The organism is Halorubrum sp. AJ67, assembly GCF_000513435.1.
On sequence record NZ_CBVY010000007.1, the window covers coordinates 72,257 to 77,771 of the forward strand.

6 protein-coding genes and 2 pseudogenes are annotated in these 5,515 nt (G+C 58.0%); 3 read left to right on the forward strand and 5 right to left on the reverse strand.

The window, feature by feature from the left end:
• A pseudogene (locus BN903_RS08085) lies at positions 1–262 on the reverse strand (enoyl-CoA hydratase-related protein); the annotation flags it as partial.
• 47 nt (positions 263–309) lie between these two features.
• Between BN903_RS08085 and BN903_RS08090 the strand changes: the two are divergent.
• Positions 310–822, forward strand: coding sequence for a hypothetical protein (locus BN903_RS08090; protein WP_048077263.1), 513 nt, complete (start codon positions 310–312; stop codon positions 820–822).
• Between the two features lie 2 nt (positions 823–824).
• Positions 825–1,778, forward strand: a complete 954-nt coding sequence (locus BN903_RS08095; RefSeq protein ID WP_048077264.1) for a tyrosine-type recombinase/integrase — start codon at positions 825–827, stop codon at positions 1,776–1,778.
• 142 nt (positions 1,779–1,920) lie between these two features.
• On the opposite strand, the gene BN903_RS16690 is transcribed toward BN903_RS08095, so the two are convergent.
• From BN903_RS16690 to BN903_RS08110, 3 genes and pseudogenes are all read right to left on the reverse strand, one after another.
• Positions 1,921–2,403, reverse strand: a complete 483-nt coding sequence (locus tag BN903_RS16690; protein WP_154018099.1) for a hypothetical protein — start codon at positions 2,401–2,403, stop codon at positions 1,921–1,923.
• Positions 2,404–3,042: 639 nt separating this feature from the next.
• Positions 3,043–3,245 (reverse strand): annotated as a pseudogene (locus BN903_RS08105) (enoyl-CoA hydratase/isomerase family protein); the annotation flags it as partial.
• 80 nt (positions 3,246–3,325) lie between these two features.
• On the reverse strand, positions 3,326–3,547 hold the full coding sequence (locus BN903_RS08110) for a hypothetical protein (protein ID WP_048077267.1): 222 nt from the start codon (positions 3,545–3,547) through the stop codon (positions 3,326–3,328).
• A 138-nt stretch (positions 3,548–3,685) separates the two neighbouring features.
• On the opposite strand from BN903_RS08110, the gene aroC reads away from it, so the two are divergent.
• A complete protein-coding gene (gene aroC / locus BN903_RS08115; protein WP_048077268.1) occupies positions 3,686–4,873 on the forward strand; it encodes a chorismate synthase in 1,188 nt (395 codons plus the stop codon).
• A 33-nt stretch (positions 4,874–4,906) separates the two neighbouring features.
• Here the strand turns inward: aroC and BN903_RS08120 are convergent.
• A partial coding sequence (locus tag BN903_RS08120; protein ID WP_048077269.1) for a ZIP family metal transporter occupies positions 4,907–5,515 on the reverse strand: 609 nt, incomplete at its 5' end.

Consider the following 5,515-nt stretch of genomic DNA (forward strand, 5'->3'; position numbering starts at 1 on the left):
GACGAGCGCCGGGAGCCGCTGCGTGCCGGCCCCAGCCGGGGATGATCCCCAGATCGATCTCCGTCTGGCCGAGGACCGCGCTCTCGGCGGCGACCCGGAGGTCGCAGGCGAGCGCGAGTTCACAGCCGCCGCCGAAGGCGTAGCCGTCGACGGCGGCTATCGTCGGCGCGGGGAACGTCTCGATGGCGTCCGCGACCCGGTGGCCGAGTTCGGCGTACGCCTGCGCCTCGGGGGTCGACAGGTCGACCATGTGGCTAATGTTATTTTTGTATACTAAACTATTTATAACCGGGGGCAGAACACAGAGGTATGCCATACGTTGGCTCAAGCGTGGACGAATCTACGAAAGAGAAGTGGGAAGAACACCTCGAACAGTCGTCTTACGGCTCTATGAGCGAACTTGTACGTGGTTCGGTACGAAAAGAAATCCAGTCAGACGGTGACTCAAGCGGATCTACAAGCGGACAGTCCTTAGAGGTAGACCGGCTGAAAGAACAGCAACAGGACACCATACAGAAGATTGAGAACCTACAGGAAGTCGTAGAAGAAGCTCAGAAAGAACGGGAAAAGACAGAATATCCCGAGGATATAGTAGCAGCTGCTCACGACATAGCGGGCGAGATGGATACTGTTTCCCGGGATGAACCCCATCCCATAGCGGATGAGAGATACAGGGAACTTTCCAAGCTCTCGGCGGAACACTTCGGTGACAAAAATGAGAGAGACAAGATAGAGGCGGCTCTGAACTATCTTGATGAAAACGTTTCGTGGATCGTCAAACGTCCGGTACTCCCAAGCGAATACTACAGGGTGGAGGATTGAAGATGTGGGACGAATTTCAGGAATACCTGACGTACCTCCAAGTGGATAAAGCTGTAGCAGAGAAAACACTACAGACCCGTAGTCGATCGCTCGAAGATTTTACTAACTACTGCGAATCGAATGAAATATACGACATTTCAGAAGTAGACCGCCGTACAATCTCAAAATACATAGATTATCTCGTCGCAGAAGGATTCGCCTACAATACGATAATGAAAGAGCGGTATCTGTCGATCGGAGCTACCCTTCGGTTCCTCTATCGGGAAAGGCGGATGGACAAGTCGGTAATGGAACGGGTAGATAACAGCGCGATGAAAAGGAAGGCCCGAAATGCCATGTCAGCACAAGAGAAGAAAGACGAAAATGAGCCACCCGCGCATCTATCGAAGGCAGAGGTGTATGAGCTTGCTGAAAACGTAGGACCGCCGTCTGACAGAAACTCACTCCTAATTAAACTGATGTTTTGGACGGGCATTAGGGCAAGCGAAGCTGAATTGATAGAAATTGGCGATATAGACCTTGAAGCGCCAAGTATCAGCGTTTACTCACCAAAGACGGACACCACTCGAACAGTATCCTACCCAGCTCCCGAGATCAATCCGGAACTTCGAGACTGGATACACAACGGAAGGCTCCGATATAAGGACGCAGACGCATCAGATCGTCTCTTTTTGGGGGAGAACGGTCCAATAAACAAACATCGAATTAATAAGGTCGTGAGAAACGCCGCAGACACCGCAGGACACCAAAAGGAAGAACGAACCACCAAAGACGGAAACACTCGCTTAGAGTCGACCGCACACATATTACGACACTCTCACGCGATGTACTACCTCAACGAGGAAGGGAAAAGCATGGAAGTCATTTCCCAACACCTCGGACACTCGTCTCTCTCTGTCACAGAACAATTCTACGCACAGACAACGGAAAAGACATTGATAGACGAGTTTAGCTAAACGCCCCAAACTCCGGAACCGGATCAGGATGGTTTACCCACATCACTCCCCGGGTAAACGTCACGAGATGCCACCTTGACGTACTTCTTGTGGAGGTCGGCACTACGCACAGAAACGTCAAAAACAGAACCTGAATCGTAGTTTAGATCATGTTGAAAAGCATATTTTCAGCTAATGCGCCGATAACCGGCATACCTGCTAATTGAGCCTGTTTACCACGCTTTTCCCACTGTTGTGCCCGTTCCGTAGTATCGATCAGTTCGTGATTGATAATCCCATCTGGATGATACCGGTCGCCTCGGAGATCGTCCAACATCTCGTTCGCAGAAACTTGATGAATGTCTACCATGCTATCTGGAGCAACACGTAGATCCCAGTCAAAATGATCTTTTAATTCCGTCCCACTCATATTTAATACCGCATCGCGTCCCACATCAACGCCTATATCAGTCTTTTCACCACCACTAAATCTACTATCTACAATACTTGCTGTCGAATTACTGATTGAAAGATTGCTTTTCTCGTTGTTTTCTGCTACAGTATTAATAAATTGGTGATTTCCACCACGAATATCAAATCCAGAACCCCCGTTGTTGGAGGCCTTACAATTGATAAATCTTACCATACCGTCATTAGTGTCTGGAGGTATATAATGATTCATCTACCGGAGTGAAAGTAAAATAGTCACCTAAGACCATTTCCTCCTCGCACGTGGGTGACGCGCATTACCGCAACGCAGTATATATTATACAGTACTGATCTCTCAATACGTATTCAATGAGGTTCTCCCTCCGCAACGTAAGGAGAACACAGCAATTTCTATTGTGTGGGGGTCAGCAAGGTTCGAACCTTTGAGTGCGGGGAGTCTCTGTCTCTCGCTCAATGCGTCTAAACTCTTTAGAAGTATTCTCACCGTCTCTGAGGAGCTTCCATTCTCCCTCATTCCCCATTCTCTCATGACCGGAAAATTGGGGGAGTATCTTACCCTCTCTCAGAAGCGCACAGTAGCCTCTCAGTGGATTTGATTTTGAGACGCCCCGAGGTACATACAATCCCACAAAAACAAACACGAAGCGTGATAGATGCCTTAGATTACCAAAAATTTTGACTTTGTTCTGTTAGACTGATCAATTGGGTGAATTCCAGCTATATTTTACCGATCTCTCGGAGAATCTCACTTACACAGAGCGCGCAGAAAGGTGTCAATGATCTAACTGCCTCCGTCGCTCACTCATTCGACTACGGACAGGCGTCATGTTATATACTGTTTAGAAGTTATAGACAACTTGTGGCTGATGTCCGCGCCCGCGACGAACGCCTCGTCGCCCGCGCCGGCGACGACGAGAGCGCGCTCTCGATCGCTTCGAGCGTCTCGGCGGTGAGCGCGTTGAGCTGTTCGGGTCGGTCGACGGTGATCGTCGCGACGCCGCGGTCGTCGACATCGAACGCGATGGGCTCGCTGCTCATACGTTTCTCGTCGCGGGGCGGGATGAAAACGATTCGGCAGGCGGATCCGGCGTTCGGCGGACGGATCCTCGTCTCGGTCGTTAGACCTCTTCGCGGCTGTCGATCCCGGTGTAGATGAACCACGCCGTCGTGTACACGCCGACGAACAGCAGGTACCCGACGACCAGACCCCCGAGCTGTCGGCTCGCGAGGCCGCCGGGAAGCGTCCGCGAGAGGATCCCGAGGGCGATCGCGAAGACGACGAGCGAGAACAGTCCGGAGAGGGCGTACACGCCGAGGTCGGATGTGAGGCGGTCGCGCACGCCCTCACCAACGAGTTCCCGTTACATACCCCCATCGGTCGCCGGCGCGCCCGCGCCGCGAGGCCGACGACGGCCGCGCTCGGCTCGACCCGTTGCGCGGATTGCAACCCATATATGCCCCCGGCTACACGTGACGGTATGAACGGGAACCGGTTCGGCCGACTCTTCCAGCTGACGACCTATGGCGAGAGCCACGGCGACGCGATGGGCGTCACCGTCTCCGGCGTGCCGGCGGGCGTCGAGCTCGACGAGGAGGCGATCCAAGCGCAGCTCGCCCGGCGCAAGCCGGGCCAGTCGATGATCACTACCTCGCGAGGCGAGCCGGACGAGGTCGTCGTGAACTCCGGCGTTCAGGACGGTTACACCACCGGCACGCCGATCGGGATGGTGATCCAGAACAAGGACGCTCGCTCGGGGAAGTACGAGCCGTACGTCACCGCGCCGCGCCCCTCGCACGGCGACTACACCTACTCCGCGAAGTTCGGCACGCGCAACTGGGGCGGCGGCGGGCGCTCCTCGGCGCGCGAGACGGTGAACTGGGTCGCGGCCGGCGCGGTCGCCGAGCAGGTGCTCGACGCCTCCGACCACGACGTCGAGATCAAAGCGCACGTCAACCGCATCGGCGACGTGGAGGCCGACGCGGTGAGCTTCGAACAGCTCCTCGAACGCTCGGAGGAGAACGACGTGCGCTGTGCCGACCCCGAGGCCGCCGCCGAGATGCAGGAGCTGATCGAGGAGTACCAAGAGCGGGGCGACTCCATCGGCGGCTCGGTCTACTTCGAGTGCCGCGGCGTCCCCCGCGGGCTCGGCTCGCCGCGGTTCGACAGCTTCCCCGCCCGGCTCGGACAGGCATTGTTCGCGATCCCGGCCACGACGGGCGTCGAATACGGGCTCGGCAGGGACGCGACGGATGTGACCGGCAGCGAGCGCAACGAGGACTGGACGTTCGACGACGGCGAGTCGTTCGACCACGTCGAGAGCGACGAGGGCGACCCCGTCCCGGTCGGCAACGACCACGGCGGGCTTCAGGGCGGGATCACCACCGGCGAGCCGATCTACGGCGAGGCGACGTGGCACGCGCCCACCTCGATCCCGAAACAGCAGCGTTCGGCCGACTGGGAGACCGGCGAGGAGAAGGAGATACAGGTCGTCGGCCGCCACGACCCCGTCCTCCCGCCGCGGGCCGTCCCCGTCGTCGAGGCAATGTTGTACTGTACGGTCCTCGATTTCATGCTGCTGGCCGGTCGGATCAACCCCGACCGCGTCGACGGCAACCCCGGACAGTACGACACCGACTACCACCCGAGCAGTCCGGACAACGAGTAGCTCGCACCGGCTGGGCGGTATCGAGCCTCTCCGTCACACCGTGACGACCGCGTCGACGACGACCAACAGCACGAACCCGACGAGGAACGCCGTGGTCGCGGCGTCTGCGTGCCCGTGGCCGTGCGAGGAGGGGATCAGCTCGCGGAAGACGACCGCGAGCATCGCGCCGGCGGCGAAGCCGGACGCGATCGGAAAGAGCCCGGTTCCGAGCCCGACCAGCAGGTAGCCGAACACCGACGCGACGACCTGCGGGACGACCCCCGAGAGCGCGGTGTACCAGAACACCCGCAGGTTCGACATCCCGGTTTCTGCCATCGGCACCGCGAAGGCGAACCCGTCCGGCACGTTCTGGAGACCGATCACGACCGCGAGCACGAGCGCGACCTCGTTCAGCCCGGACGCGAACGCGACGCCGATCGCCAGCCCCTCCGGCGCGTTGTGGAGGGTGATCGCGCCGCCGATCAGTAGCGCCTTCCGGAGGGTCGCGTCGCGGTCGCCGACGACTCCCGCGTCCTCGTCGCTCGCCCTCGACGACTCGACATCGGTCCCGCGGTCCCCCGACGTCCCGCCTCCCTCGGGGTCAGCGACCGGGTCACCGGTCGGCAGCCCGGCCTCGACGGCGTCGTCGGCCGTGGCACCCCC

Coding starts and splice junctions, on each gene's coding strand:
- BN903_RS08090 (WP_048077263.1), top strand. CDS start 310: ATGCCATACGTTGGCTCAAGCGTGGACGAATCTACGAAAGAGAAGTGG.
- BN903_RS08095 (WP_048077264.1), top strand. CDS start 825: ATGTGGGACGAATTTCAGGAATACCTGACGTACCTCCAAGTGGATAAA.
- BN903_RS16690 (WP_154018099.1), bottom strand. CDS start 2,403: ATGGTAAGATTTATCAATTGTAAGGCCTCCAACAACGGGGGTTCTGGA.
- aroC (WP_048077268.1), top strand. CDS start 3,686: ATGAACGGGAACCGGTTCGGCCGACTCTTCCAGCTGACGACCTATGGC.